The following is a 25,823-nucleotide window of genomic DNA, read 5'->3' as shown; positions in this document are numbered from 1 at the left end:
ATCCCTCCTTACTTCTTGATTGGCCGGGCTAACGTCACATCACTACCGTTCAATAAGCTATAAAACGCGGTGCCAAATGTGCTTTCGTTAACCTTGTCGCCTACACCACCTTGCTCAATGATCTTGGTGGCTTTACCTTGCCATTTTCCTAACAGAATAGCAGTATGGCCGTTGTTGCCGGCTCCCGCGCCTTGATTAACAATCACAATATCGCCGGCTTTCGCGTCATTTTCACTGATTTGTTTCAAGTATTGATGGCTGCCTTTGGCGTCACTAGCCATCGTGCCGGTAAACCAGCCCATATTGGCCGGTACATTGTAACCAGCCTTATTCAGGGCTAACCAGACAAAGCCTGAACAATCGGTTCCACCGGTTTTGTTAGGGTTCTTTAAATCGCTACCTAAATCAGGGCTAGGGTGGGTTTGAACATAGTAGAAATCGCCTTTCATACTTTCCGCATTTTTGACGATACTACCGCCGGAATAGCTTGGGTCACTATCACAACCTAGTTCGGTCAGATCTCCGGAACTCGCATTGTCTAAGGTGTTTCCGGCCACTGGATCACTCGCACCCAACACGGAATACCAGTGATCGGCATATCCGTATCTTTGGCTTAGATACCATTGTTCCGGGTTCTTACTCATACCCTCATAATCCATTAGCCAGGCTTTCGTCGCTTTGTGCACGTCCGTATATTTAAAGATCTGCTTGTTTGACGCATAGTAACTACTGTTCAATTCTTGGTCGAGATAATCCAACTGTACCCCGAGATTAGTCGCTGGTTTATTTTCTTTATGAGCTAAATCTTCCAGCTTATCTTTTCGACCACCTAACCACTGGGCTAAGCCCGTGGCACCGGAACTTGAATTAACCGAATTGGGATCAAGGCGGCTTTCCAGTTGTAAGACCCCCAAGATACCAGCCGCCGCTTGTGGGGTGGCGCCATACTTCTGTTTCCAGTGCGCATAGATATTTTTGGCATTTTCTTCCATACCTTTATTGTCTAAATTGGTAACTTGGCTTGATGTGGTATCATCTCCACAATTTTCTTCTAAATCTCCTGTTAATCCTGCAATTATCAATATAATTGCTATGAAAAAGCCTACGATACCATATAATATGAATTTGACTTTTTTCTTTTGAAATTCATAGGCTAGTCCCATGTTAAGCACCTACTTTTTGCTTTGCCTTATCAACTTTATCTTGCGCTGCTGATTGGTCACTCTGCGCGTTCTTTAAGTCCGACTTAGCCGAATCCACCTTCTTGTCTTTGTCCTTATCTTTACTGCCATCAATCTTGTTGGCGTCATCTAACTTCTTTTGGGCGTCACTAACTTCGTTCTTAGCGGCATTGAGACTTAACAGGGCTTTCAAATACTTAGCTTTAGGACTATTCACACCGGCTAATTTGGTTTGGACGGTCTGGGCGTCTTGCGTATCATTATGGGCGAGGAAAGCTTGTCCCATTCTCAATAAAACATCAGCGTTCGTCGTAAAGGATAATTGGTTATTAAGCGTATTGGTATCATAATTAACAATCGCTTTTTCGAGTTTCAATTGATCTTTTTGCTTACTCGTCGCCTTAGTTGGTAACTGCCAATCGGCCACTTGACTGCTATCTTTGTTGTCGTAAGCAGTGTTTATAATTTTGTTCAACTGACTTGGTTCAACATTCAAGGCTTGCTGGTATTGTTTGTGTTTCAAGAATGTTTGAGCCTGACGGGTCTCACTATAATTGGCTTTTTGCATAGCTTTCTTGGCTTTTGACCATTGATGATTGTTTAAGGCCATTTGAATTTGGTTACTGTATTTTAACCGAGTAACTTGGGTTTGACTTTGGTCGGCTAGAGATTGATACTTTCGTTCGTCACTTTTATGGACTAAGCCGACGGCCAAAACGGCCACAATCGCCACCCCGGCCATACTCAACCATAAACGTTGTTTGGTTTTCTGCTGGGCCGTTTCAACTTCCTGCCATTCGTGATAGCTCACAAAGTCCTCAATGCTGTTAACCACTTCCGTTAACTCATTTAACGACGTAGCTTTAGCTACTTGTTGTAAATAGTCGTCCGGGTGTTTAGCTAGGGCTTCTTTAGGATTGCTTAGTAGCCGTTCATAGGGCGTCCCCGTCAAACAAAATAGAATCAGCGCTTTGTATTTAGCTAAATTGCTGTGCTTGTCATCATAGGGCATGAGTTCATTTGCCCGATAGGCGTACCAAACATGTTGCATGGGGTAATACCAGAGGTTAGCTGGGTTCAACGCAATGTGATACTGGCTATCAGCAACCACCTTTTGCGCCATAATTTTCTTGGCAATGGCTGCCCGGATCGCCTTATTTTCCTGCGGTAATTCCTTTAATGATCTGACCTTATCTGGCAAGGTATAAGTTAAAACGACCTTCTGATCTTGCTCAACCACGTTAACCAACTGTAAGAAATTGGAATCAGCTTGCTTTAATTCGTTTAGCTCACTCAACTGGTCATATCGAAACTGATTGTGATTGAGTTCGAGAATTAACTTGTTCCCCAGTCGTTTGAAAGTCCCAACTTCGATATTTAATAACTGATTTGATTTACTCATTTAAAGTCCCTCCTTCCTCTTCGGTAGTGGTTAAGGCGTCAATCTCACTAGGTGTTAAGACCACGCGCTTTTGATAATCCGGTTGTTCGGCTGTCTCACGGTTGTATTTTTCTTGGTAAGCTTCGGGATCAATTAACCGCAATTCTTCTTCGGTCAACTCGACTTTCATAAAGGCACGTTGGCTACCATAAATCATCAGGGCTTCACCTTGCCTACGGCGTTCTAGTAGCTTCTTTTCTTTATCCGAGAACGTCATACGCAATTTGGTAATCACATCATCAACGCCTTTACCGTCAAGACCAAAGAATACTTTGGTATAGGAGTTCCCAATAATTGCTTCCCCAATGTTCTGCCCGGTATCTGTCGTGCCTTCGATCACATCTTGAATTTGCTGTGTTCCGGCAATCGCTCCGGCATTGTACTTTCTAAACCGCTTGTATGCTTGGTGGAAAAAGGTGGCGGCCGCTTTGTGCAAGGTCAAAAAGTGAAATTCATCAACAAATAACTTTTTGCGGCTATGCCGATCTTTGGTGATTTCGTCCCACAAATACTGGAAGGTATTCAGATAAGCCGCTGATTGGACTTCCTGTTCACTTTGTAGGGGTTTTAGATCAAAAGAAATGATCTTTCCCTTTAGGTTGACGTTGGTGTGGCCGTCAAATAGGCTGTTAGAACCATGGGTATAACTACCTAAGATGTAGTAGAAGTCTTTAACCCGATTGAATTTGTCGGCGTCCTTATCTGCCAGTTTTTCCAACTCGTCATAAACATTGGATAAGGTCGGCCACTGATCGTCTTTAATCTCTTTTAAGCGGCTATATTTCAAAACGCCACTGTTGACGTAAGCTTGTTTAACGACATCATCAAGGATTGCCAGCTCAACTTGGGTAATCCTGGTTTTAAGGACTTCAAAGAAACCTTTCAGACGTTGAATTTTATCTTTTACCAATTCATCAAGATTTGTCACGGCTTCATCAGCACTCAAAATTTCCTCGGAAAAGATTTGCATTGGATTAATTTTGTACTTAGCATTAGAAGTTAGGTGCAGGACTGCCCCACCTAGGGATTCGACAATTTTGGTATATTCATTTTCTGGATCAATGATATAAATTTGATAGTCTTGAATGGCATATCTTAAAATCTTCTGGATCATGTAGGTTGTTTTACCCACACCGGAAGTACCAATAACAACCATATTCTGGTTCAAGGTCTTGTTACGATCCAACATATCAACTGCAATTAAACTATTTGTGTCCTTGTTGACACCCTCAATATCACTTCTTGGTTTCAGGTCTAGAATTTCTGCGTCGTCAAATGGAAACATTGAGCTAGCAACCTCGGTATTGCTTTCCTTATACGTATAATCACTCATTAAGTTTTCATTAATCGGCATTGTTGACCAAAAAGCTTGGAAAGTTGCTTTAACTGGTACTAAAGGTTTCATTTGCAACTTAATCAACGTATTCTTAACGTTTTCGGTTAAGTCGTCTAGTTCTGCTAAACTATTTGCCCGTAAATAAACTAGCATGTGTTGGTAGACAAATGTGGTAGAATTATCTAGGTATTTATCTAGTTGCATGTTGGCTGAATCAATATAGTTTTGCAGAATTTTCTTTTTATACGGGTCGAACGTATTTAACTTCTGCGCTTCCTTATTTTGAATCGTCTTCTTGTAATAGGTAATCATTGAATTGTTACTGGCGCTGTCGATATATTGCACAATATCGATAACGCCTTTTTTGCGCTTTAACTCCGATAACCAGTTGCCATACACCCGCTTAGGATAGTCGGCAATCGCTAACACCCGAATAAAATTCTCGCCCGACTGGACGTAGGTGGGGTACTGTTCCCAGCTAAACGGGAATAGTGAATGCAAGCTATCGCGATCAATCAGCTCGGTAAAATCCTCAACCTCCGGTTTGGGCTTACTACCCGTTTGGTCGCTGTTGCCTTGGTTATGCTCTTTTTTAGTTGGCATGAATAAGTCAATGACTTTATCACCAAAATTCATTTTGTTTCCCCCTATCCATTGAAATTGATTAAGTTCTTTAAGATCTCCTGGACTTCTTGACTAGTCAACACTTTGGCCGTCACATCAAAATCCGTTAACGCATTTTCAATGTCTCGTTTAACCTGTTCGATCTTTTCGTCTAAATGAGTGACCGCTAGGTTTAAGCTCTTAACACTTTTGTCTTTAATTGGCACCTTAACGATTAGCAGATGTTGCTTAGTTGTCATGTTTTTGGATTCTTGGACTTTAGTAAAGTGATCCAAATAACTGGCTATGAGCTGGATTTTGAACTGTTGCTCGGGGTGATCTTTTTGTAAAGCGAGATACCGCCGTTTGAGACCATTGAGATAAGCTGTCATATTGACGGGAATTGTCGGCTCTAAGAACTGTAAGGTGTCATCAACCCCTTCGCCTAACGTACTCATGAGAAAGGCGCCATAGTCCTCAAAGACGTCTTGCTGTTCGGTTTCATTAAGTAGATCAAGGTTGATCCCACTAACTTCCAAAATGCCAACGAGATTACCCGTTTTGGTAACTTCGTAATTACCATACATACCCACCACCAAGCTCATGTCATCAATGGTTTCTTTGCCACCATTGATTTTGGGCGGTTGGTAATCCCAATCTAGCCTGGCTGATTTATTGGCGGTTTTGTTCTTCTTCAAACGCATTTAGTTCACCTCGCTTCTTCGGTTTTAAATAAAACAGTTTCTGACCATTGGCATAGCGGCGTTTAAGCTTAAAGTTATCCCGCACTTTAATATTCTTCCGCGCCGCAACTGGCCGAATTGTTAAAATAGCCATGACAATCGTCATGGCTAAGACAACAATCACTATTTTTATCAGGACTAAGATCAAACCATAGGGTGGGATCGCAATAAAAATTAAGCCCACTAGTCCTGCCAGCGCCGCATAGCCAAAATCCTTCAAGGTGTAGTCTTTCCAGATCCCGTAATCTTTATCCACGTTTTCTGGGAAGATAAATTCTTTTCCTTTCTTCATTTGGCAGGCTCCTTTTTAAATTAGGTAAATAGACTGTAAACCCAAGGTAAGATCCAGATAATGGCCGCCGCCAAGGCAACTAAGCCAGCTACTCGACCAACCGCGTGGTAAACTTCGGATTTTTCCCGCGGGTCGTCTGCGTCAGGCATTCTTTTGATAATAATAAATAGTGCGACACAAATCCCGACTAAAACGACTAACCCGGTTAAAATACCTTGAATCGTCTTACCAGCGCTGGTTAGCTTACTTTTAACTTCGCCACCGTCTGCGGCAAAGACGACCTGAGCGTTCATCAATCCCAAGTAAATTGTGGTGGCTCCAGTAGTTGCTAACGCTTTTACTTTGCTGAACTTCATGTTATTCCTCCTTCCTATCGTCTTCTGATGTTCGTAATTGAATTTGTTCTGCTTGCGTTTCTTCTGGTTCACGCTGATAGAATTTGTTTAGTTCTTCTTCAGCAATTTCCCGATTTGGTAAGCTTTTGGTTACCTGTTTTAGCTCGCCTGACTTAACTTGAGCTAAGTAATATTCTTTTTCAGAACTTCCTAACTCTTGTGTCTCTAAGACATGCAAATTATGTTCGTAACGTCCTAAGGCGTTATCAACTTCTAAGCCATAGAAGCCTAAGAAGCCTTCCAAGAAGCTCTCACCAAAAAAGGTCATTTCATTTTTGATTTGCTTATATTGATGAGTTGGCTTATTACTTACCAGCTTTTCGGCTTTTTGAGCATTGTCACTCTCATGTTTACGGTCAAACCAACCACTGATTTTTATTGGATCGGTTTTGACCCTACTTTTGACTGACTTCTGAACTAACTTACTTCTAACTTCTCTGACTGGCTTACCGCTTCTTTGCATTTCGGTTTTTAACGCTTCGGGATTATCCAGTAGTTTTGAATCCTTAACAATAATTGCCTTGTCATTATCAACTACCAAATGTTCGTCCACATCTTGCCAGTTCTCTATCTTCATTGCGCCACCCCCTTTAAATGGTTATTAAGTATATCTAGCCTATCCACTCATACACATGTAAAATGGTATGTTAGGGTGTTTTCCTAAAACTGTCATTTTTAGGAATTTATCCTCAATAGCACTAACCTTGCTTTTGAGGACGCCCTCTTTTTTTGTGTGTTCAGAAATCCATTGAATACCTTTATCATGAATGATTTTCTTACCTGAAATATCCATTAGCATTGGCTTGGGGAAATCATCATGACGCTTTATCCAATTACTCACATAGCGGTCATTTTTTCCTAAAATTCGGCTAGCCTCCGCTAATGTGTGCCACTCGTTGCTATTTTTCAAATGCTATCCCTCCTTTCTTTATTTGTATGAATACATTATATCACAAAAATGGTTACGTTGTAACCATTTATTTTTTCTTTTTCATTACATCTATCTTACACCTAGCCTATCTATGGATTGTACCTCTGTGGCGACTGTGCTTCTGATGTTGACGCTTCTTTTTATCCAGTTCGTATTCTAATTCTTTTTGTGCTTTCTTTTGTCTGTTAAGTTCGTGGTCTTGTCCATTCTCGTAAAGTAAGCTCATTAAGGTATCTGACAATAATTTGTTCATATAGTTTGCTGGGGTATTTTCGTTATAATTAACGGCTCGATAATCAGGCATATTCTCTTTTCGGAAATCATCATTCTTTTGATTATGTTGCTTTACTGCCTGCTTAGCCTGCTCAAGTTGCTTAGCAGAAATCTTTTTATCTTGTCCTGCTTCCCCAATGAATAACTGTTGTGTCCCCCTATTCTTCAATACACGTAACAAATTAGCGTTTTGAATCTCATCAGATTTAACCTGTCCGCTTAGATAAGCAAGTCCCTGGGCATGTTCCTGGGTCGTGAATTGAACAGGCGGATTATTTCTCAACTGATCTAAATCACGCTTTTCTAGTGATTTAAGTTCAGGATTATAATAAACAACTGCTGTATATAGGCGTTCTTTTTCAGTCATTTTGACTTGATCAAGGCTCATATCAGGGAAAGTCTTACTTAATACGTTGTTATATTGCGTATCAACCACTTGTTTAGTCTCATTTATTGCTGAAAGTTCTTTGATATTCTTCTTTAAAACAGCTTGTTGTTTCTCATCAAAGTCACTTAACAGAGTACCCTTTGTACGCTTAATATCTGCTAGTTGGTAACCTTTATTAGCCAAAATATCACTAATAGTTTCCTTAGCTCGCTGTTCTTGTTTTTCAAGCATTAACCAACTAGCAAATGGGCGCTTTGTAAACGTCAGAACCTGTTGGTTGATAATGTTTGTTCTTATCATGGCTAAACGGTCTTTTAGTTCATCTCCTGTAAATACCCTTTGTTCGCTGTCCGTCTCCTTAACTAACTCCCGTTTTTCTGCCATTGTTATTTGCTCAAAATCAACGTCAGGATAAAGTTTTGAAACGGTTCGATTAACGACTTTATCCAATAATTGATTGGCTTCTGATAGTGACTTTTCTTGTTGTGTAATTGTAACTAATTGTTTAGTCACATCTTCCCCTACTGCTTGCTTAATCATGGCACTATTTTTCCAATTAAACAGCATACGTTGTTTCTCATCTAGGTTCTCTAAGCTAACAAATGTTTTTAGTCGATTACTTAACTGTGTAACCAGTCGTTTTTCATCAAATGAATAATGGCGCTGTAAGGTTTGCATACGGCGTTCATTATGGATTTTTTCATTAGCATTTTTTGCTTCTGCTTTTGCTTGTCGTTGTTGCTTAACATTTTGATTAAATTCTTGGCGTTTTTCTTTCTGTGAATTGATACCCTCGTGTTGTGTTGCCACTTCATCAATTCCTTGTTCTTCATATGATTTTTCACTAATACGGTCTGGTAAATTTTTAGCTTCTAAAACTTGATTAACAGCGGTAGCCCAATTGTGACGCCATTCAGTTATTTTTTCTTTTTTATCCCAATCAGTTAGCCATATTTTTCTATTTCTTGCATACCCACTTTTTGTATATGTTTTATTCCCTTTTTCATCTAATATATATTCTTTTCTACTTTTAATTCCCCACGTTCCATCTGGGTTAAATGGACGGTTAGTTAACATCACATGAGCGTGTGGATTATCTGGGTGATCGCGATGAATTGCCACATCGGCTACCATACCATCATCAACAAAATTTTCTTGTACATATTTTGTCAATAATTCTTTCTGTTCATCTTCACTTAATTCAACTGGTAAAGCCACGTTAAACTCTTTTGCATAGCGTGAATTTGCTCGCCGATCTTTTCTTTCGACTTCATTCCATAATTTCTCTCTATCACTCGCCCATTCTGGCGCATTCTTTGGTGTCAAAATAAAGCTTTCTGGCATGACTGCCCGAGCATAAAAATAGCTTCGACCTTCTTTTTGATCGAATAACTTTTCACCACTTCTATAACTCGCACTAGCAACAGCACTACGCATTTTTCCTGCGCTTATATTTTGAAAACTCATATGGAAAATTGCCATGCTGTTGTCTCCTTTCTTTTAGGGTTTTGTTTTTGGCTTTTGTTGTCGCCATAGGCGACTTCTGATACAGGTTTAAGTGTTTTAGCACAACTCCAATTTATTTGGAGTGTAAGTGCGCATTGACCTCGTTTCACTCGGTCTTCTGATTCTCTTAACTTTAAGTTAGTGTATGCCTTCCGCTTCGCTATTTCAACTTTTATACTTTGACTTAACGTTTCCCTTATGATATAGTGTCGATGATAATTTCTAATATGATTGGAGGGATCGTTATGTCTCAAAGTAACTTAGAAAAACAAGAAGCTAAATTAAAAGCCCTTAATCAAAAAATTAAGGACGAAAAAAATAAGATTGAACAACGGCTAGGTAAACAAATCATCAGTCAAGCCAATTTAGATTATGCTAATTTGTCTAACGATCAGATTAAGCTTTTAGCCAAGCAATTTTCTGAATTTTTAAAGGTAAAGTCCGTAGATCATTAGCCATACGAGATGGGGAAATTCCATGTCTAATCAATATGAAAAACTAGTCGAGCAACAAGCGCGTTTAAAACAAAAAATTGAGCAGGAAGATTTTAAATTACGGCAATCTAAATACTATGAAAATCGGCAAGCCCGCAAAGCCCGTTCTCGCCGATTAATTCAAAAAGGGGCTTTATTAGAAAAGTACTTCCAAGCTAATAACCTCTCGGTCGAACAAACCGAAGAACTTTTAAAAATATTTGCTGACTATGTTAACGCCCATAAACCGGATAAATTAAAAAACGATCAACCTAATAACTAGGCCGATCGTTTTTATTTTCAGGATTGTTTTTTGGCTTTACTTCTGGGTTTTGATCTGCAAAATTTTGTAACTGCTTTTGCACCTTTTCTGGATAAGTAATATTTTGGTTTATCCAAGGAGAATGCCTCAAATCGTTCTTAAAAACTTGTCCCTTCTCTCTTGCATAAACAGAGGTAAACTTTTCGCTATTATCATAGATCATGACCTTATAAGATTTAAAGGCCACTAATGGCAAATTATGTTTGGATTGCTGATAACGTTTCTTGATCGTTTCTACTGGAACACCGTAACAATTATATATTGGGGTTTATCTATCAACGGACAAAGTCCTTTCGCTTAATAACCTCATCTTGCCTTTTATCTAAAAAGTAGGTATATAAAGCGTCATATACTTTGCGCTTTTCTGGATCTAGCTCATGTAATGACTTATCAAGTAAATCTTTTAAATCAGTTTCTTTGGCAATTTCAAAAAAGTCATTAATTGTGATTGTATCTTTCATGTTCATCACACTTCCAAGTTATTAATTTATTTAATCTGATAAGCCATTAGTCCTCATCTGGATCATTGAGCCAATCAGCGACTTCTTTAGCGTCTTTGAACTCTGTTACTGGTGTCTCTTTGGTAGCCTTTAAAAGGCGTAAATTAGCTCTCTCTTCTTCGCTTAAAGACACATTAAAAGGTAAGGCACCATTAGCAACAATCCGCTTATAAAACATATTGATCGCGGTAGTTGGGTTTAGACCTAACTGGCTTAAAACGGCTTCAGTATTATCTGCCAATTCTTTGTCAATCTGGACTTGTACGCGTTTCTTTTCCTTAACTGCCATGATTTTCTCGCCCCCCCCTTTATTACTACTCACATTATACTAATCTTTGAGTACCATCTCAATTAGCCTGCTTCTTTAAAAGTTGTGAATTTAAGTTTGCTGTCCTTTCCGCAATGGCACTTATACAACGTTCCTAAAGTGCCCGTAAGCGCATTTTAAAACTCGTTTAATATAATTATGCTCTATCTGTTTAAAACAGCTTAAATGGCCTTATATAGCTTTTTAGTTTTAAGCACGCTCATCGTTAGGGTGTTTGGCCGCATATTCTCTAGCCGCTTGTTTATTCCACCAAGCGCCAATTCAGCCACTCAAGGTGTCTATTTTTGCTTCTAAGCGATTTTAAAGCGATTTTAATATAATTATGCATGTAATACTTAAAACGGCTTAAATGAGCTTATACGGCGTTTAATTCCAATTAGGCTCATTGTCAGTGTTCTGTTCTTCGGGGTGTTTGGCTGCATATTCTTTAGCCGCTTGTTTATTCCACCAAACGCCAAATAGGTTTTGTATGGTGCCGTACAAGTAGTTTTCCACGTTCTTGATGTGCTTCTCATTGCTTCTCAGGGCGTTAAAGTAGCGTCTCAAGGCTTTAGTCATTAAAGGTTTCAGTTCCTCATCATCAAGTGGGATTATGACACCAATATCTTTGTGATCCTTTTCAACTCGATACTTAGCATTTAAGATAATGCCAATGAAACGGCGCATTTGTTGTGGGGTACGGCACCAGAAGCTAAGTAATTGCACTGCTTCTGGTTCTAAGAAAACCGGTGAGCCACTGTCTTCATCAGTTAAGAAGTCATTAGCATGGTGCACCAAATCCTGGTTTTGCTTTTGAATTTCTGCTGGTGAAAAATGGGCTGTGGAAAAGTCCAACTTTTGAGTATCTATATTGTATCTATTAGTATCTCTTGCTTTAAGTTCTTTATCTAGATCGTGTCTATTTTTTAGACTTTCGCTCGTAGCAAGGGTTTGCGGGGTGTCATCAACGGACTTTCGCGAAGGTCTATTTTTTAGACTTTCGCTCGTAGCAAGGGTTTCAACGGTCTCCCGCGAAGGTCTATTTTTTAGACTTTCGCTCGTAGCAAGGGTTTGCGGCTCTTTTTGGCCATATTCACCGCGTAAATAGACGTCCGTTGATCGCATATCTAGTTCGGCCAGGTAAAGTCGGTTGGGTTCATTTTTCCCTGTTTTGGGATTAAAATGCATGGCTTTTTGATAAAGTAAGCCAGCTTTTTCTAGTTCTTTCTTGACGTTGGCTAATTTTCCCTTTGAACAGTTGAACAAGTCCATTAATTCTTGATTGGTAAAAATAAAATAGACGTGACCTTCCTCATCAATCCAGTGATTGCGTAAGGAATACTCGAGCCGATCTTTCAGTACCATATAGGCCAATTTGGCTTCACTACTTAAATACCGATATTGTTCGCCATACATCAATACTTTGGGAAACTGAAAGAACAAGGCCCCATAAACGTTGTCAGCTTGATAAAACTTGAAATTTGTTTGATCCATTATAAAAACTCCCTTTCTTGACTGACACACGCTGTCTCAAAAGAGAGTTGCTAAAACATTCGACTTGCATTACAATACAAATCTGATATGCTCTAACTGAATTACAAAGCCTCACGGCTAAATGAATGCTTTGTAATTTACCAGCATGTGTCTGTTTGTGAGTTGCCCAGTCGGCAACTTTTTTAAGTTCTAACAACAAAAAATGGACTAAATAGCTCTGGTTAGCTACTTAGTCCATTGACTTTAATTTGTTTTTAACTATCCTTAACTTGTCCTTGGGGACTGGTTTGCGGTATAATTAACCTACAAATTAAGAACAATGTTCAGTCGATTTTAACTTGGCGGTGAAAATCGACTGAACCTAAGTAGCTGCCTTATAGCTACTTGCTAAACCCAAAATCCCTGATTCCTCGTGAATCGGGGATTTTTCTGTTTAGCTTGATCTCTTTATTCGGTTGTTAAATTAGTTTTAGTCTAGCATAGTGCTTACCAAGCGGCAACTTCATTTGGTCTTGTATACTTTGCCAGCTTTTGGTTGAAACCAGTAAGCGATAGAAGATAACAGTAAATATTCGAAAAGTAAAAATGCTTCGGGGTGTTTAAGAAAATTTCCATCAAAAACACTGAAAATCATGAGCATAAGTAACCCGCAAAAATACGTGATAAACAGAGACATTATCTGTAAAATTCTTACGACAATACGACGGTTACCGCTGATTCTTTCAAATAATAGCTGTAACCAGTACTGCATTGGAAATAACCACTATCGAATAAAAAAGCGGTTATCTACCAGGTGATTTTTGGCAATTCCAATGGCTGGGACTATCCAAAAGATAATAAGGCTGGCAAACAAAAATATAACACTTATTGAAATTCCCATAACGACTCCCCCCCTTAAAGTGACATCACATATTTTTTATAAGCTCATTTAAAAATTTGGAGGCAGACTTAAAATTATGTTCTTTAGCCAGACCGTCAAGTCTTTTGCGTGCGCTAGGTTGAAGTGAAAAGGTATAGTTCTTAGTACGTTCCTCTTCGTCTTTAAAAACAGGAATAACAAGTTTATCTTTAGTATCAGTTGGCTGTTCTGTTTCATTTTTTTGTAGTGCTTTTTTTATGTTTTTGTTCTCTGGATCGAATGCCATAGGTAGTCCTCCTTTATAATTCAAATTCACATGTATTGAGTATACGTGTGATTAATACGTGTATGAAATATTTATAATTTTTCCGTGATTTCATTAAATGTTTTGTCCATACTGTCGAAAAATTCATGTTGATCAATATATGTTTTGTGGTCTTCAGCCATTTTTGAAAGAGATTTTTTATCCAACGTTGAACGATTGAATAGCTCCTTTTCTGGAACTGTAGCCAATACACTGGGATCGCCTTTTAAGGCTTTTAATAACTCGCGAGATGATCTTGTGTTGTGTTTAATCATGTTGGCGATAAAAAATAATTTGGTCGTGACATAAGATTTTCTAGTAGAGTAATCAATGGCTTCTTTGCGTAACTCGTTAATTCTTTCTTCTAGGTTAAATTTTGCATTATACCCATGTTCACTGGGCGTGATTGGACTAAGAATAGCATTACTGATGATGACTGCATTTTTGGTAGCAGTAGAAAAATCTGGGTGGCAATCTAAAATAATATACTCAAATTTTCCTAAATTTAAACGTTCATAATTATCTGACAACCACATGTAGAGGAACATGTTTTTGTTAGTCTTATTTTCAATGGTACGCTCAATATCGTCAAGGTGCATATCTCCGGCAATTATACTAATATAAGCACTTATTTCATGTATTTTGACTTTCCCTCGATCTAAGAAAATGTTGCCAACGGTGTCTTGATTGTCGTAAATGTTGTAAGTCTGGGTTAAATTACTTTGGTGGTCTAAGTCAATAAATAAAACATGCTTGCCATTTTTTGCTAACCACTCACCATAATTAAAAGCTAGGGTAGTTTTGCCAACGCCGCCTTTTATTGCTGAAAATGTAATAATTTCCATTAGTGTCCCTCCTCATACATGCTAAGTAAGCTTAATAAATATCACTACATGTATAATAACACATAACAAATATATTTGCAAATGATACATATGTTTTATATTCATGAATAATTAGCATGTGCTAGCTAAGTGTCCTATCTCTTGATATTAAGTTTTTTACGATATCGAATAAAAGTTGTCCTCTTGATCCCTGTATTCCGAGCAACGTCTATGTCACTCATGCCTGCCTGATAAAGCTTAAAAGCATGTTGCAAGCGGGGATCATCTTTGGCATATTGAGGCTTCCGCCCATGATATTTACCCTGCTGCTTAGCTAAGGCAATCCCTTGCTGCTGGCGCTCAATGATTCGCTTACGTTCACTTTCGGCCTGATACTTATAGAGTTCAATAATCAAATTGGTCATCAGTTGCCGTAAGTTAGGATCAGCGATTCCTGTCATGGACGGTAAATTCAATACATCTAGGGTGGCACCCTTATTTTGAATGGAGTTCATGATCTTAGTCAAATCCTGGTTGTTTCTGCCTAAGCGATCTAATTCAGTGACCAGGACAATATCACCCTCACGAATATAGGCCAGCATTTTTTGCAGTTCTGGCCGATTAGTGTTAGCTCCACTTAATTTATCCGTAAATAATTTATCAACGCCTTTTAAGGCCGCTAGCTGTCGATCTAAATGTTGCTCTTTGGAACTCACACGAGCATAACCAATTTTAGCCATTTTTATCTACCCCCAAAAGCCCTTATTTAAAGATGTTTCACTTATTTGAGAAAGTCCTTTATTAACTCGGCATTTTCAATGAGTAATGTTCTTGTATATATTTTAGGCTGATCTGAAGCTTTGATTATTTTCCAAATAATTGCCGCTACTTTCATTGGCTCATAGTACTTTTTTGAAATTGAATCACTTCTGAATGCTTGCACAAAACTGTTCCATTGGTATGTTTGTTCTTCATCATTATCAAGGGAAATCATTTGAGGTTCCCTTAAAATTTTAACCAAGTCAGCTACAGTCGCATTTACATCCTCATTCTTTTCAACCTCTCTCATTTTTATCCCCATTATTTTACGAAAGGTAAAGTGTTCAACTCCAAAATAATTAGCAAAGAAAGTTCTAGCTGCTTGGTTAAGCGAAAAGCCAGAATCAAGTAACTTGGTGTCTAATGTAATGCTATCGGCCGTTAGCTGTGAGGCCACTCTTCTACTCGGTTTTCTGAGGGGCTTTATTTCTGTAGCGGGCTCACCATTTAAAAATGCAATAATATATTTAACCAGTTCCGCTTTAGTACCGTATCTTGGTAATCCATATTGGCTACAAATGTTTTGTAATTCCCCTTTATACCAATAAAAGCTAGAAAATGTTTCACTGGTCATACTTTTATTAAATTTAGGACGCACTGTCATATCTATTCTCACTCCTTTTTTGCATATCACCAAAAGACCTGTCTGATAGGTTTATTTGGACAGTTCTAATGAACATCTGTAATTCCTAGTATAGCACAGAAGTAAAAAAGGCCATTAGGGTATACCCTAGTGGCCGTTTTTGCTTACTAATATTTACAGTTCATGCTTTTTTCCAAAACATACCAAATAATGGCGTTCACACCGACTTTGTTTTTGAGAATTGGACCATCTGAAAGCAATTTATCGTATCTTCTCTTTAGAGCATCTTTATCTTTTTTATTCTTTAAATGATATTTTTCAATTCCATTGCTTTGTTTGCATATTAATTCTGGCATCTGTTTAGAGCATATATTTTCGGCAATATATAATTCAAGAAACAAGCCACGGCCATTAATATTTTTTTGTAAAGTTTTACCATTATTTTCTACCTGGTAATGCTTAGCAAATGGTCTGTCGGGATAATGATCAATGACAAAGTTGTTGGGGTAAGTTTTAATCTTTTTTATTTGTTTAATCCCTTCGTAATCATTATCAAAAAGAGCAATCACTTTTTCTTTGGTTCCAGCAGACATTAAAAACTTAGTTAAATTACTTAAGAATTGAACATATTTTTCAAGATAAGAAGCCCCGCCAGCAGGATTGAATTGACCAAATTCTTCAAATGAAATTAAATCGCTATAATCTTTAAAGTTTTTATTTAGGGTTTTCCTTAATATTTCACTGTCTGACTTTCCCTCAGTTAATACTAAAGTTTGATAGTTTTCTATGGGATATTCTTCATACTCTATATACCATTGATTGTTAGTGTTAACAACACTATTTATTTCTGGATAGTATTCAGCGTCTATTTGATCTTCAATATTTAAACTCAATTTATCCTTTGGTGAACAAACTAAACAGATTGTATATAAAAACAAAGAAAAATCCTCTGTAGATTCATAACCGACAGAATCATTAGGTGAATCATTAGTTTCCTTGAACTTGTTCATTAAAAATTTAATTTCCTGGTTTTCCTCACCTTTAACACAGGAATTAAAAATAACTTTTTTATAACTTGAATATTTAAAATGAACCCAATATTCGTAATCTGAATCATCAACTGTGTCCAGTATTATCATTTCTTTAAATTCATTAAACTCATCTTTATTGACGGGGAACCATTGTGATTCAAATTTTAATTTTGCTTTATCTTCATTACAAATTAATAACCTCAATCGATTAATAGCGGTTGAAATGTTTAGCCTAAAAGTTCCCCATTTTTTGACGAAAGAATAATTGTTAAAAAGAATTTTAACTTGTTTATATGGGGAGATATCTCTCCACCTGTAAACTTCTATGTTATTAACTTTTAAATATGCTCGATCACCCAATTATTACCCTCACCTTTTTGTTTTAACGGCCAATTTCGTACATATAACTAATCCAATAAACGGATTGTTTAATGTTTGTATGGCTGTGGTCAATGATGTCTGCTTATCTTTCTAAAGTGATTAAAATTAGTTAATGCGATAAAGGCCCTATATTACGGTTCCCATACATTCCAGTCAGCGTGAAATTTTTTATATTTATCTGGGGTGTTAGTAATCAAGGCAATACTATAGCGTGCTCTTGTACAGGCAATATAATACTTTGTGGGTGATTTGAGTGGTTTTTCAAAAACAAATCTTTCAAGGGGGGAATTTGGTAAAATTACAATATCGTTTCTAGTGATTCCTTTTGAATCTCCAAAATTTATTTTTCTTGTACAATAGCTGGGAAGTTTATTGGCTTGTTTACTATCATACGTCAAATAGGTAGGTCTATATTTTTCTTCGTATGCTTGCAAATTTTTCCAAGGTAATATAAATATTCCTTCATGCTCATTACGAGATACTTTATCAGAACCCTTTAATAATTCACCTTCTGGGTCAATGCTGTTTGCAAAGGCTGCTAACTTTTTCCCAAATCTCCTTGTAGTTTGGGTATAGCCAATTTCAAGTTTGTTCTCTTTCTCTAATAATTTAAAAAAAACGTCAATATTTCTTCCTGAGATTTTTTCGTTTTTCCTGTGTTCTTCATGAGTTCGATACGTAAATTGCTTTGGATCTCCAACCATGACTACATTTATTGGAGAGTCAATCAGGTGCATAATTATGTTCATGTCTGTTCCAGTCAAGTCTTGAACTTCATCAAAATAAATCGTGGAATATTGTTGCTTGAGTCGATTGATAATTCTATTACCAATCAGCTTGAATAATAGTTCAGCAAATACTACCGTTTCGTTATGTTTTAGCATTCCACCTTTAGACCAAAAATAACGAAAGGTTTCCTTTTTGTAATTATTTCGTACATAAGTTGTTGTAAAATCTATATTTTGAAAAAAATTAATTTTATTTGGTAAATCCGGATCAGATGAAAAGTATTTTGATTGATATGGGCGAATAACATCTCTTAATAAAAATCCAAACCAGGTTTCTACTTCAGCTTTTTGAGTCGGAACTTCATTATTAAGTTTCATAAGCTGGCTTTCTATGCTTGAACGTCCTTTGTTAGTATAAGTAATAAGCAAACTTCTTCCAGAAGAAGAAAGTGCATCAGAACAGATTGTGTAAGTTTTTCCTGCCCCCGCACATGCAAGGATTCCTCTATTCTTCATTGTTGACATTCCTTTATAGCTTGATTTATGTTATCAGGATATGAAATATCAGTATTTTTTTCAAGAACACGCATTGACCAAAGTGACTTGTGTCCAGTCATATAAGTCTCTAGCTTATCCATTAAAACATCTTCTGATATCTGCTCCTTTCCATATACAACTTGAGCCAAATTCTTTATAGTACCATTTTCCATATTTGCGTGAATCATGCTAGGCTCTAGGGTGTGCAAGTTAGGGTCCTTTTCAATACAAAATTTGAATAAGGGGTTGTCTAAATATCCCTCATATTTATGATGGAGCTTTTCAATATCACCGTCATTGTCAGTAATTACAACGGTTCTTTTTTTTATTAGCTTGGCTACATCTAAATATCGTTTGAATGCTAATGAATCAACAACGATAATGTCGATACCATCCTCAATGGGCAATTTGTTATGTTTATTCAAATAGGCGGCATTAAATAAGAGTTCGTCTGTCGGTCCTTCTACAAGAACAGGACACGAAGAAAGTAATACTCGAAGAGTATTATAACCAGGTAATCTCTTAAAATATTTAATATCAGCTTCATTGAGATCACTTAAAGACCTCATAATTCCATCACCACATAACACTAGATTGCCAAGTCCAAGTTTATTGGCAACAAAGCTACTGTGTGTAGAAATGAATTTTTGCTTTTCACTTCCTCTTTCGAGAATATTAATCAGCTTTGACATGTTGGGGTATGAAAGATTGTTTTCGGGCTCTTCAAATAGTAAGATTCCAGGCTTCTCAGACGACTTACCAACAGCCAGTTCAAGTTCTATCATTTTTTGAAGGCCAAATCCAATATTATCAAACGGAAATTGATCAACACTAACTGTAATTTCTTGCAACCAATCATCCGGCAAACTTTCACGAACAGTAAGTGCAACGTTTTTCCCTGCCAAATGCAAATTTTCTTTGTTATCCTGATTGAATTTTTGGAGAACACTATGTTGTTTGAGGTTCTGTCTGATGTTTTCGTAAACAGTCCTGATCTGTGATGATTCTTTTTCTGATAATAAGCTTCCAATAGTGGAATAGATATATTTACCAATATAATTTGCATAACTCTTACGTGTTCCGTCAACAAAAAAAACTTTAAATGGGTTAGTCCGTTGAATAACGGGTTGACCACTAAAATATGTTCTTTTAACACAATAATATTCTATTGGGATATCTAAAACTTTAAAGTCATCGGTATTATTTTGTTTAACTTCTAATCGGCTTTTATATTCATCTGCAAACTGACTATCGAATGAACATTCAAATCTAATTCCAGGGCAATCTGTTTCTTGAGAATTTTCGGAACCTTTTAGTGGTGCATAATCGTCCTCATCCTTAAAATAGACTTCTATTATGATTTTTGGTAGTTTTGCTGGCTCTGCTTTCTTCAATTGATCAATATAATGTCTTCTCACTTTGTTCGCAAACATATCCGGCGTCAATAAATTATCAATATTTTGATTATCAAGTCTGCCAGTAAGTGCCAAATATATTGATTCCAGAAGTGTTGTCTTTCCAGATCCATTATTACCGACAAAAACATTATTTACATTTTGAACAGAAAAGTCTAATGATTCATAAATTTTGTAGTTTTTGATTATAATGCGTTCTATTTTCAATTTATTTACTCCTAAGTTTTAATACATAGTAAGTGAATCGTGAATTTTAATTTAATAAAATTTTCAGAATTAACGGACAAAGTAAAATAAAATTATGTTTCGGTGTGTATCTCAAATAATATAGAAATTCTTTTTCATCGGTAGTTTAATGTTCGGCACCCATATTGACTTACCATTGTTCTTCTCTCCAGAGACCTGGTACAGTGTTAATACGAACTCGTCTTGGAATTGATTAGTTTCTTTCCAGTCGTTTGGTGACAGCAATGCACGGTTTCCCAGTGTCACGGAACGATTACGCCGGACGAGAATATGGGCGCTTGCCATCGGATTCTCACTACGGGCACTATCAATCATCTTGATGTAACCATCAAGATTAAACTCTTTTTCTGCCTTGAAATGCTTCAAAATATCCGATATAAATTTTAGGCTTACTTCAGTAGCTGGATCATCATTAGAAAATTGTTGAACTAGATCTGATATCTGAGTAGTCGTTTCGTTCTTCGGTACGCTTGGAAAGTGGTTTGATCCGCCAACCAGGATATTCAGCAAGGATTTATCTAACACATTAGATCGTGTTGGATTCAAACCATCTGGATAAGCAATTGTGATCTTTTTTCCTGCTTGAGCCTGACGGATAATTGAGTTATTAGTCTCATTAATTTCTGCAAAAAGTTTATACAACGCCCGGCTACTATACATTGTTATCAAGCCAGGATCGCGATCATAGCCAAACATACGATTATGTTGCCACATCGTATCAGCATTTGGGCTTTTGCTGGTTCTGGTGTAATAGAATGTATTCAATTGGCCAAAGGTTACACCCCGGCCCAGGTTAGTTCCCCCGATAACAAAATTACATCCAGATTCATAGTCTTTGTCATCGTCAATCGATGTTCCGTTTAATAGGACAATCGTAAACTCACGTTTTTCAAGAATCTGTCTAACACGTGTCAATACTTGATCGTGTGGTTGTTTCTCAGTATTTTGTGGTGTAATAGCGGCATACTCCCGATCAAATGCATCAGTGAACTTCTCGTCAGCATGGTGGTAAGTCCACCAGGCAATTGCATCTTCAATTTCTTTTTTCGACTTTTCATGAGCTGCTCGCCGAATGCCAGGGTGAATTAGACAGTTTGAGACTTTACCACCAGTTAGCAAGATTTGCGCTGATACGACCAAGTGGCGGAGCACAACATGTTTTGCGCTTTCTTGCGGTGTTTCATCATCAACAAAATGAATGAAGTTAGGTATAGCGTTAGTCTCTGTTCCTGGAAAGAAAAAATCACCACCGAGATAGCCATTACCAGGTTCAAAGTATTCAGTAAACATTGGCCGCCAATTGGAGTTAAGACTTTGAAGTAGCAGGGCTTGGGGAGTACCAGTTACCTGAAGATAAATTGATGCTTGTGCTGTATCACGTATTTTTCGTAGTCGATCATTGATCGCGGAAACCTTTTTTTGATTAACCTTTGTATTTTCTGAAGCAGCATCAGCTTCATCATCAACGATGAATAATGCATTTCCCTTCAGTTTTTTAGAATTGCGGAATCGATCAACCCATGCCTGTAAAACACGTGTATTCTTTTTTACAATAATTAGCACAGGCTGATTTTTTGCGCTTCTAAACTTTTCTTCATCATTCTCGCTACAGATCGCAAATTCAGGCAGATCATGTTGTGCGCGTTCAAGCGTTTGTTTTTGTAGGAGTTTGCTGTCCGTTGTCATCAGTAGGAAGTAGCGAAATTCCAAATCAGCAGCTTCACAGATAATGCCAAATGTTTGTCCCGTCTTCCCACTCTGAATATTGCCAAAAAGCAATCCCATTTCATGTGTTGTATAGGTGAAATGGCTGATGTGTTTTTGGCCTATACGCCGAGACGTTTTTTCTATGCTGTTTGCAAGCTCATCTTTACCTTCATCACGAAATTGTTGTAGATAATTGTTAAGATATCCCATTAGCTTTTCTCACCTTCAAAGTGAACTGTCCAGACGTCTAGCAATTCCCGTGTCCAATGTTTCTTGTCTAAAGCACCTTTCTTATTTCGTGATGTTGGGGCTAATCGATTGAATACCACCCCATATTCCTGTGTAGATGTCTTAGTAAGAACCATCACGCGCATTTGGGCAGCATTTAACATTTCTTGCGTTACAACGCCGAGACGTTCCGTATCGGTAGCTGTATTGTCGACTGGTTTGACGTATCCAGCTGTAGCCAGTCGCCCCTTGATCCAGCGCCCAAAAACTCGATCGTTACCAGTTTTACCATAAGCCGTCAGTTGTTTATTGTTATCAGCAGTGGTATGCGCTTCAAATTTATAACCATCGTCCGTGACAATCCAAAAAGGCTTATTTTTAGGGTAGTTTGGCTGAGTAGAGATCGCCTTATTTACGGTAATTTGAACCTCGTACCAATTTCTGGGCTCAACACCACCACTCAATTTATTATATCGACCGCTACCATAGGCCACATTGATATTTGATCGCGCGTAATCATGCCGGGCGGTAGAAAAACGATTAGTAGCTAATGGGGCTTTAATTGGAATCCTAATCTCAATATCAGTCTGCAGTGAACGATACATATCCTGTTCACTTTCGGTCGTTTCCAAAACTTCTTCGATCCCGCCAAGCACTTCGATCCGCTCGTGGATTACTTTGAAATTGTTTAAATTGGTGGCAGAAACGGTGCAACTGGTTTTCAAATTCTCAATATGAGTAGACAATTCATGCAGTTGGTTAGAATTGGTGATTGTGGTTGCCAGTTCATATTGGCGAGCAACAGATCCCAACGGTGCTAGCACGCTTAAATTAGCTGATCCTAATACCGCCGACTTTAATTCATCATTGCCTTGTTGGTTTGGTTGCCAAAAGAGATAAACCTTGCCATGATAGCTCATATTGTTCACAAAGCGGATTTCACCTTTTCCTGTATCTTGCCATTTTTTATGTAGTAAACGTACTCGATTGTAGATACTTTCTGGAATACCACTTTCCAGATACATACCAACAACCAGACAGATCTGCTTAATATTCCCCCTTGAAACCAATGAGTCTAGTTTATCCAATCCATCTACCGAAACATAGCCTACTGCAATGTCAATTCTCGAAGCTGTACTTGCCTCTTTTACTAACTGATCAGAAATAAGTGGTAAACTCTCCCCAAATGGCATCGGTGGTACTTTAGAGTATAAAATTGTCATTTTTAGTCCTCCTATTATTCTCCATTTTCCCACAATAAAGCATATTAATCACGCCTATTAGAGCTTGCAATATGTAATAAAAAGTCGTATGATTTTTAGCATAGGCATATGCTAAAACGCTTGTTCGATATGCTGAACTCATGGAGGTGTTCACTATGATATTTAGAACTGCTGAATTATTCGCTGGACCTGGTGGTGGCGCATATGCTGCTAAAACTTCGCACTTTATCGATACTAAGGGCAGAAAATGGGGGTATCAACATGCCTGGGCAAATGAATTTGATAAAGATACTGTTGATACCTATAAACTGAACATCCTTAATAACCCTAAGGCGACTACCGTTTACTGCGAAGATGTAAGGAAACTCGATCTTACTAATCACCAATTACTGACTGATATGGATGCGTTGATTTTCGGATTCCCTTGCAATGATTTTTCCGTTGTCGGCAAGCAAAAGGGGTTAGATGGAACATACGGTCCACTATATACTTACGGAGTTAAAACATTAAAGGAGTTTCAACCAAAGGTTTTTATCGCCGAAAACGTTGGTGGCCTAACCTCTGCCAATGATGGTGATGCTTTCATTCAAATTCTCAAATCATTAGCCGATGTTGGTTACACATTAACGCCAAACTTCTATAAGTTTGAGGAATACGGTGTTCCACAGGCTCGACATCGTATATTAATTGTTGGTATTCGCAATGATTTGGCTAGTCAAGGCATTAAATTTCACGTACCTGCCCCGACCACACCCAATCCAGATGACTATGTTACCGCTGGCGAGGCTCTAACTAATCCACCGATTCCAGCAGACGCGTTTAATAACGAATTAACACGTCACAAGGCTTCGACTATTAAGATGTTGTCCTATATCCCAGAAGGTGGTAATGCTTGGTCGCACCAAATTCCTGAAAGTCTGCGTCTAAACGTCAAGGGTGCTCGGCTTTCAAATATCTATAAGCGCCTAGACCGTAATAAGCCGTCATATACCGTTACCGGATCTGGAGGCGGTGGTACCCATATGTATCACTGGAAGGAAAACCGAGCATTAACCAACCGTGAACGTGCACGACTGCAAACCTTTCCTGATAATTATCACTTCATTGGTGGTAAAGAATCTGTGCGGAAACAAATTGGTATGGCGATTCCACCTGCTGGTATGCGCCATATCCTAATGGCAGTGCTTAAAACTTTTGCAGGGGAGCCATACGACTACATTTCACCAACACCACGTTTACAACCTAATGTTCTGTTCAAAACATCTGGGTCGGAAGTGGCAACACTTGTTAAACTTTAGGTTAGCATACAAAAGTGAGCACTAAAGACACAGTTCTAAGCTTATTCTGTTAATATTCGATCACTGAAAAAAATCGTTTTTAGATTTTCTTGAATCAATTATAAACATTCCAGTTGATGTTGCTGTTTGGCACGTTTTTAATCGCGCTCCTCAGCTATATCGATAAGCACCACAAATAAAAAAAGCCGCCCTGTGTAACTTTGGTAGAGGTCACAGGACGAGCTAAAATCGTTTATTAAATTTCTGCCACCGCCTTTGAAGCGGCTTGCATGGGAAGTCTTGTTAGCGCAAGGCTTCCCTTTTCTATTACATTATAGCATGACCTTTAAAAACTGGTTAACGTTTTAGACTTTGATCAAGTTCGGATTCGGGTTGTTTGATCTCCGGATTCTGTTCAGCAAATGCTTTCAGTTGCTTCTGTGTTCGCTCACTGATTTCTTGGTGCACATCGTTTAACTGTTTTTTAAATTGTGCTTTCTGTTGTGGACTAGTTGCTTGTTGAATTTGTTGTTGCAAGCCTTGATAGGACTTATTAAGATCATGGGCTGATAGCTTTTTTAGATCATGCTCAGGTTCTTTTTGGGCTTCTTGTAAGCCTAATTGTTTGGTTAACCCGTCGCTAAGCTCAATCACTTTGTTGCTAACTTGCTGGATTTCACTTAAAGCACTATGGATCACAGCTGTATCTTTAGCCCAGGTAGCCACATAACCGAGTGAATAGTTACTGGTATCAACGCCAATATTTTGCATGGCAACATATGCGACCGCTTCGGCCTGGGTTTCCTGATAGGCTCGTGGCCGATCTTTAAAGGCTGATTTTAAGCCGTGTAGCTGGCTATGCGCATATTCGTGGTATAACGTCTTTAGTTTCAAAGCATTGTCGGGCTCATCGCCACCAATGACGATTTCATTAGTGCTGGGTTGAAAATACCCCTTAGCCCCATTTAGCGTCGCTAAAGGCACTTCACTGACTTTAAGGTCGGTTTGCTGGTTTAGATAGTCCTTGAATGCGTTATACAAGCTTGTCACATTCTGATGATCCGCTAAATTTTCTTTGACAAAATCTTTAGCACTTAGGACTGGTTCGCCGCTTGTCTGTGATATGTCAAATACTGGAATATAGCGATAACCAACTATGGCTTTTTCTTCGGTCGTATCAAGCCTTTTCTGATCCTCTGGAGTTAGTTTTTTAATAATAGGGGCCGCAATCCTGATCCCTTTTTCTCCTTTATTTACTGATCGTTTAAAATCAGTCTGCCATTTTTTAAAGCCCGCAACTTGACCAGCATTTGGATTTTGAGAATAGATAAGGTCAATATTACGCTGGCTATACCGGTGAAACTTTGCTACGGTATTAAGATAACTTTTAAATTTTTCACTATCAGTTAGTTTTAAAATTTCTTTTTCGGCATTTTCGACAAGCTGCCTTTTCCATTTTTCAGTTTCAACTTTACT

General features: G+C 38.1%; 26 protein-coding genes and 1 pseudogene. 4 read left to right on the top strand and 23 right to left on the bottom strand.

What is annotated here, in order from left to right; translation table 11 throughout:
• Positions 1 to 8: 8 nt before the first annotated feature.
• From FAY32_RS13625 to mobQ, 9 genes are all read right to left on the bottom strand, one after another.
• On the bottom strand, positions 9 to 1,163 hold the full coding sequence (locus tag FAY32_RS13625) for a phage tail tip lysozyme (protein ID WP_143464019.1): 1,155 nt from the start codon (positions 1,161 to 1,163) through the stop codon (positions 9 to 11).
• 1 nt (position 1,164) lies between these two features.
• On the bottom strand, positions 1,165 to 2,583 hold the full coding sequence (locus tag FAY32_RS13620) for a type VII secretion protein EssB/YukC (RefSeq protein ID WP_143464017.1): 1,419 nt from the start codon (positions 2,581 to 2,583) through the stop codon (positions 1,165 to 1,167).
• Positions 2,576 to 4,594: a VirB4 family type IV secretion system protein gene (locus FAY32_RS13615; protein WP_143464016.1), complete on the bottom strand. Its 2,019-nt coding sequence runs from the start codon at positions 4,592 to 4,594 to the stop codon at positions 2,576 to 2,578. The genes FAY32_RS13620 and FAY32_RS13615 overlap by 8 nt, the downstream gene beginning before the upstream one ends.
• Positions 4,595 to 4,605: 11 nt before the next feature.
• Positions 4,606 to 5,265, bottom strand: a complete 660-nt coding sequence (gene trsD, locus FAY32_RS13610; RefSeq protein WP_003625639.1) for a TrsD/TraD family conjugative transfer protein — start codon at positions 5,263 to 5,265, stop codon at positions 4,606 to 4,608.
• Positions 5,234 to 5,596, bottom strand: a complete 363-nt coding sequence (locus FAY32_RS13605) for a hypothetical protein (RefSeq protein WP_014216295.1) — start codon at positions 5,594 to 5,596, stop codon at positions 5,234 to 5,236. Before FAY32_RS13605 ends, trsD begins: the two co-directional genes overlap by 32 nt.
• 20 nt (positions 5,597 to 5,616) lie before the next feature.
• Positions 5,617 to 5,952 (bottom strand): CagC family type IV secretion system protein, encoded by a 336-nt coding sequence (locus FAY32_RS13600; protein ID WP_143464014.1) that lies wholly within the window; start codon positions 5,950 to 5,952, stop codon positions 5,617 to 5,619.
• A gap of 1 nt (position 5,953) precedes the next feature.
• Entirely contained in the window at positions 5,954 to 6,568 is a 615-nt protein-coding gene (locus FAY32_RS13595) for a hypothetical protein (protein WP_143464012.1), read from the bottom strand.
• 39 nt (positions 6,569 to 6,607) lie between these two features.
• Positions 6,608 to 6,901 carry a hypothetical protein gene (locus FAY32_RS13590; protein WP_056988745.1) on the bottom strand — a complete coding sequence of 98 codons (294 nt, stop codon included), beginning with the start codon at positions 6,899 to 6,901 and terminating at the stop codon, positions 6,608 to 6,610.
• Positions 6,902 to 7,007: 106 nt separating this feature from the next.
• On the bottom strand, positions 7,008 to 9,065 hold the full coding sequence (mobQ, locus tag FAY32_RS13585; RefSeq protein WP_143464010.1) for a MobQ family relaxase: 2,058 nt from the start codon (positions 9,063 to 9,065) through the stop codon (positions 7,008 to 7,010).
• 251 nt (positions 9,066 to 9,316) lie between these two features.
• Between mobQ and FAY32_RS13580 the strand changes: the two genes are divergently transcribed.
• Together FAY32_RS13580 and FAY32_RS13575 are read left to right on the top strand one after the other, a co-directional pair.
• Positions 9,317 to 9,544 (top strand): hypothetical protein, encoded by a 228-nt coding sequence (locus tag FAY32_RS13580; RefSeq protein WP_003555660.1) that lies wholly within the window; start codon positions 9,317 to 9,319, stop codon positions 9,542 to 9,544.
• A 22-nt stretch (positions 9,545 to 9,566) separates the two neighbouring features.
• Positions 9,567 to 9,845, top strand: a complete 279-nt coding sequence (locus FAY32_RS13575) for a hypothetical protein (RefSeq protein ID WP_072534697.1) — start codon at positions 9,567 to 9,569, stop codon at positions 9,843 to 9,845.
• Here FAY32_RS13575 and FAY32_RS13570 read toward each other — a convergent pair.
• From FAY32_RS13570 to FAY32_RS13500, 13 genes and pseudogenes are all read right to left on the bottom strand, one after another.
• Positions 9,835 to 10,134 (bottom strand): annotated as a pseudogene (locus tag FAY32_RS13570) (zeta toxin family protein); the annotation flags it as partial. The gene FAY32_RS13575 and the pseudogene FAY32_RS13570 overlap by 11 nt on opposite strands.
• Positions 10,135 to 10,159: 25 nt before the next feature.
• On the bottom strand, positions 10,160 to 10,345 hold the full coding sequence (locus FAY32_RS13565; RefSeq protein ID WP_104796115.1) for a hypothetical protein: 186 nt from the start codon (positions 10,343 to 10,345) through the stop codon (positions 10,160 to 10,162).
• 46 nt (positions 10,346 to 10,391) lie between these two features.
• Positions 10,392 to 10,673 carry a type II toxin-antitoxin system RelB/DinJ family antitoxin gene (locus tag FAY32_RS13560; RefSeq protein ID WP_047674908.1) on the bottom strand — a complete coding sequence of 94 codons (282 nt, stop codon included), beginning with the start codon at positions 10,671 to 10,673 and terminating at the stop codon, positions 10,392 to 10,394.
• A gap of 405 nt (positions 10,674 to 11,078) precedes the next feature.
• Positions 11,079 to 12,185 carry a replication initiator protein A gene (locus FAY32_RS13550; RefSeq protein ID WP_143464008.1) on the bottom strand — a complete coding sequence of 369 codons (1,107 nt, stop codon included), beginning with the start codon at positions 12,183 to 12,185 and terminating at the stop codon, positions 11,079 to 11,081.
• 905 nt (positions 12,186 to 13,090) lie between these two features.
• On the bottom strand, positions 13,091 to 13,330 hold the full coding sequence (locus tag FAY32_RS13540; RefSeq protein WP_010011603.1) for a hypothetical protein: 240 nt from the start codon (positions 13,328 to 13,330) through the stop codon (positions 13,091 to 13,093).
• Positions 13,331 to 13,401: 71 nt separating this feature from the next.
• Complete coding sequence (locus tag FAY32_RS13535; protein WP_003636296.1) at positions 13,402 to 14,193, bottom strand: ParA family protein; 792 nt, start codon at positions 14,191 to 14,193, stop codon at positions 13,402 to 13,404.
• Positions 14,194 to 14,327: 134 nt separating this feature from the next.
• Positions 14,328 to 14,912 (bottom strand): recombinase family protein, encoded by a 585-nt coding sequence (locus FAY32_RS13530; RefSeq protein ID WP_143464006.1) that lies wholly within the window; start codon positions 14,910 to 14,912, stop codon positions 14,328 to 14,330.
• A 41-nt stretch (positions 14,913 to 14,953) separates the two neighbouring features.
• Entirely contained in the window at positions 14,954 to 15,595 is a 642-nt protein-coding gene (locus tag FAY32_RS13525; RefSeq protein WP_125710585.1) for an SAP domain-containing protein, read from the bottom strand.
• 146 nt (positions 15,596 to 15,741) lie between these two features.
• Complete coding sequence (locus tag FAY32_RS13520) at positions 15,742 to 16,965, bottom strand: hypothetical protein (protein WP_143464004.1); 1,224 nt, start codon at positions 16,963 to 16,965, stop codon at positions 15,742 to 15,744.
• Between the two features lie 152 nt (positions 16,966 to 17,117).
• Positions 17,118 to 18,230 carry a UvrD-helicase domain-containing protein gene (locus FAY32_RS13515; protein WP_143464003.1) on the bottom strand — a complete coding sequence of 371 codons (1,113 nt, stop codon included), beginning with the start codon at positions 18,228 to 18,230 and terminating at the stop codon, positions 17,118 to 17,120.
• Entirely contained in the window at positions 18,227 to 19,873 is a 1,647-nt protein-coding gene (locus FAY32_RS13510; RefSeq protein WP_143464001.1) for an AAA family ATPase, read from the bottom strand. Before FAY32_RS13510 ends, FAY32_RS13515 begins: the two co-directional genes overlap by 4 nt.
• A gap of 111 nt (positions 19,874 to 19,984) precedes the next feature.
• Positions 19,985 to 21,829, bottom strand: a complete 1,845-nt coding sequence (locus FAY32_RS13505) for a Z1 domain-containing protein (protein ID WP_143463999.1) — start codon at positions 21,827 to 21,829, stop codon at positions 19,985 to 19,987.
• Positions 21,829 to 23,070 carry a restriction endonuclease PLD domain-containing protein gene (locus tag FAY32_RS13500; RefSeq protein ID WP_143463997.1) on the bottom strand — a complete coding sequence of 414 codons (1,242 nt, stop codon included), beginning with the start codon at positions 23,068 to 23,070 and terminating at the stop codon, positions 21,829 to 21,831. Before FAY32_RS13500 ends, FAY32_RS13505 begins: the two co-directional genes overlap by 1 nt.
• A 155-nt stretch (positions 23,071 to 23,225) precedes the next feature.
• Between FAY32_RS13500 and FAY32_RS13495 the strand changes: the two genes are divergently transcribed.
• Positions 23,226 to 24,368 carry a DNA cytosine methyltransferase gene (locus tag FAY32_RS13495; protein WP_143463996.1) on the top strand — a complete coding sequence of 381 codons (1,143 nt, stop codon included), beginning with the start codon at positions 23,226 to 23,228 and terminating at the stop codon, positions 24,366 to 24,368.
• 116 nt (positions 24,369 to 24,484) lie between these two features.
• Entirely contained in the window at positions 24,485 to 24,547 is a 63-nt protein-coding gene (locus tag FAY32_RS15090) for a putative holin-like toxin (protein WP_222843308.1), read from the top strand.
• Between the two features lie 157 nt (positions 24,548 to 24,704).
• On the opposite strand, the gene FAY32_RS13490 is transcribed toward FAY32_RS15090, so the two are convergent.
• Positions 24,705 to 25,823 (bottom strand): ArdC family protein (locus FAY32_RS13490; protein ID WP_225428350.1); only part of this gene is annotated, 1,119 nt, incomplete at its 5' end.

Origin of the sequence: Levilactobacillus enshiensis (genome assembly GCF_007115095.1) — a bacterium.
GTDB lineage: Bacteria > Bacillota > Bacilli > Lactobacillales > Lactobacillaceae > Levilactobacillus > Levilactobacillus enshiensis.
The sequence above is the reverse complement of the archived record's forward strand: the minus strand, read 5'-3'. Positions and strand labels throughout refer to the sequence as shown.